This is a genomic window from Betaproteobacteria bacterium (assembly GCA_016791345.1).
GTDB lineage: Bacteria > Pseudomonadota > Gammaproteobacteria > Burkholderiales > JAEUMW01 > JAEUMW01.
Genome location: JAEUMW010000291.1, coordinates 1 through 2,354 on the forward strand (window position 1 = coordinate 1; position 2,354 = coordinate 2,354).

A 2,354-nucleotide genomic window follows, 5' to 3' on the forward strand; every position below is an offset into this window, starting at 1 on the left:
TCCAGCGCGATGCGCGCGGCTTCATCCGCACCGGGTCGCTGCTTGCGCGCGAGGGCGAACGCAGCGCCGCCTGGCCGCTCGCGCGTGCGCCCTTCCTGCTCGAGACCAGCGTGCCCGGCATCTTCGCCGCCGGCGACGTGCGCTGCGGTTCGGTGAAGCGGGTGGCGGCGGCCGTCGGTGAAGGATCGATCGCGGTGCAGTTCATCCACCAGTACCTGGCCGACCAATGATCGCGCTCGACCGACTCCGCGCCATGCCGCTCTTTGCCGACCTGTCGGATAGCTGCATGCGCTGGGCGTGCAGCCAGCTCGAGGAAGTCACGCTTGCACCCGGCGAAGCGCTGGTGACCGAAGGCGAACCGGTGCGCGGCTTCTTCATCCTCGTCGAAGGCGAGATGGATGTGATGAAGCGCACCGACAATGGTGCGTCGCTGCCGGCCGGGCACCACACCGCGCCGGCATTCTTCGGCGAGATACCGCTGCTCGCGCAGACGCACGTGTTCGTGACGCTCCGCGCGGTCAGCGCATGCCGCCTCGGCCAGCTTGCCGAAGGCGCTTTTCGCCGGCTGCTCGCGGATTCGCCCGAGTTCAGCAAGGTGATCTTCCGCACCATGGCGGAGCGCGTATCCGGCATGGAGTCCTTTGCGCGGCAGCGCCAGAAAATGGCGGCGCTCGGTACGCTCGCCGCAGGCCTCGCCCATGAGCTCAACAATCCTGCAGCGGCGATCGCGCGCGTCGTCGATCGGCTTCGGCATGTGCTCGACGCGCTGTACGAGGCCACCGACGCGCTGTACGAGCAGGCCGGACTGCCATCGACCGCGTGCGGCGTGCTGGAAGGCGTCCGCGAGCGGGCGGAGGCGTGGCTGCGCGAGCACACGACGGCCGACCCGCTGGTCGCTGCCGAGCACGAGGACGAGGTGTCGGACTGGCTCGCCGAGCGCGGCGTGGGCGAGAGCTGGCTGCTCGCCCCGACGCTGGTGGCCGGCGGCATCGCGCCGTCGGATCTGGACACGCTCGCCCAGGATGTGGGCGAGGAGAATCTGGCTGCGGCGGTGCGCTGGGTGGCCGCGAGCGTCGAACTCGCCACGCTGCTCAACGAGGCCGGACGCGGGTCGGCGCGCATCTCGGAGCTCGTCAAGGCACTCAAGTCGTACTCTTACGAGGGCCAAGCGCCGCGGCAGGAGGTCGACCTGCACGACGGCATCGAGGACACGCTTACCATCCTGCGCCACAAGTTGAAGCAGGGCATCGAGGTGGTGCGCGACTACGACCGCTCCCTGCCCCGGCTGATGGTCTACGGCAGCGAGCTCAACCAGGTCTGGACCAATCTGATCGACAACGCCGCCGACGCGCTCGGCGGGCAGGGCACCATCACCATCCGCACGCGGCGCAACGGCGACTTCGCGGTGGTCGAGATCGGCGACGACGGCCCCGGCATTCCGCCGGAGATCCAGCCGCGGGTCTTCGATCCCTTCTTCACGACGAAGCCGCTCGGGAAAGGCACCGGCCTCGGGCTCGACATCACCTATCGCTCGGTGGTCAACCGGCACCGCGGCCATATCCGTCTTACCTCGAAGCCGGGCGATACGCGCTTCGAGGTGATGCTGCCGATCGCCGGCGCACAGCAATCCTGAAGGAGGGCCGATGGCTGCGATGTGCACGCATCTCGACCAAGTGCGGCGGGTGCGACCGAGCGCTCAGGGCTGTGAAGAGTGCCTCAAGACCGGGTCGCAGTGGCTGCACCTGCGCATCTGTTTGACGTGTGGCCACGTCGGCTGCTGCGACAGCTCTCCGAACCGGCATGCGCACGCGCATTTCCACGCGAGCGGGCATCCCATCATTCGCTCCTTTGAGCCGGGAGAGGACTGGATCTGGTGCTACGTCGACGACACGTACGTGGAGCCGTAGCGGATCTCGATGTGTGGTGACCGCGGCGCAGCCCGACATCACTGACGGAGCGCCACGCCGTGGCGCACCGAGCTGCAGTCCTTGCGGCTATTCGCGGAAACCCGATACCCGATGCGGCGCGTCTATCGCTTCGACTTCCCCGTCCCGGATGCGGCGATCGACCGCAACGGACACGTCAACAACGTCCAGTACGTGCAATGGATGCAGGATGTCGCCATCCTCCACTCCGATGCGACAGGCTGCATGGCGGCGACAACGGCGATCGGTGCCACCTGGGTCGTGCGCAGTCACCGCATCGAGTATCTGCGGCCGGCGCTTGCAGGCGATCGGATCATTGTCTTCACCTGGGTCGCCGGCATGCGGAAAGTGCGCTCGCTGAGAAAGTACCGCTTCGTGCGCGCCGCCGACGGTGAGGTGCTGGCGCAGGGTGAAACGGATTGGGCGTTC

General features: G+C 67.8%; 4 protein-coding genes. All 4 read left to right on the plus strand.

The features are described from left to right. The coding region (locus tag JNK68_11625; GenBank protein ID MBL8541004.1) for an NAD(P)/FAD-dependent oxidoreductase at window positions 1-230 on the plus strand (230 nt) is incomplete at its 5' end. Then, entirely contained in the window at window positions 227-1,633 is a 1,407-nt protein-coding gene (locus JNK68_11630; protein ID MBL8541005.1) for a cyclic nucleotide-binding domain-containing protein, read from the plus strand. The genes JNK68_11625 and JNK68_11630, both read left to right, overlap by 4 nt. Before the next feature lie 10 nt (window positions 1,634-1,643). Next, window positions 1,644-1,907 (plus strand): UBP-type zinc finger domain-containing protein, encoded by a 264-nt coding sequence (locus JNK68_11635; protein ID MBL8541006.1) that lies wholly within the window; start codon window positions 1,644-1,646, stop codon window positions 1,905-1,907. A gap of 111 nt (window positions 1,908-2,018) precedes the next feature. Then, a partial coding sequence (locus JNK68_11640; GenBank protein ID MBL8541007.1) for an acyl-CoA thioesterase occupies window positions 2,019-2,354 on the plus strand: 336 nt, incomplete at its 3' end.

Bases quoted from the DNA above. Each gene is read 5' to 3' on its own strand.
- JNK68_11630 (MBL8541005.1), top strand. From the start codon at position 227: ATGATCGCGCTCGACCGACTCCGCGCCATGCCGCTCTTTGCCGACCTG.
- JNK68_11635 (MBL8541006.1), top strand. From the start codon at position 1,644: ATGGCTGCGATGTGCACGCATCTCGACCAAGTGCGGCGGGTGCGACCG.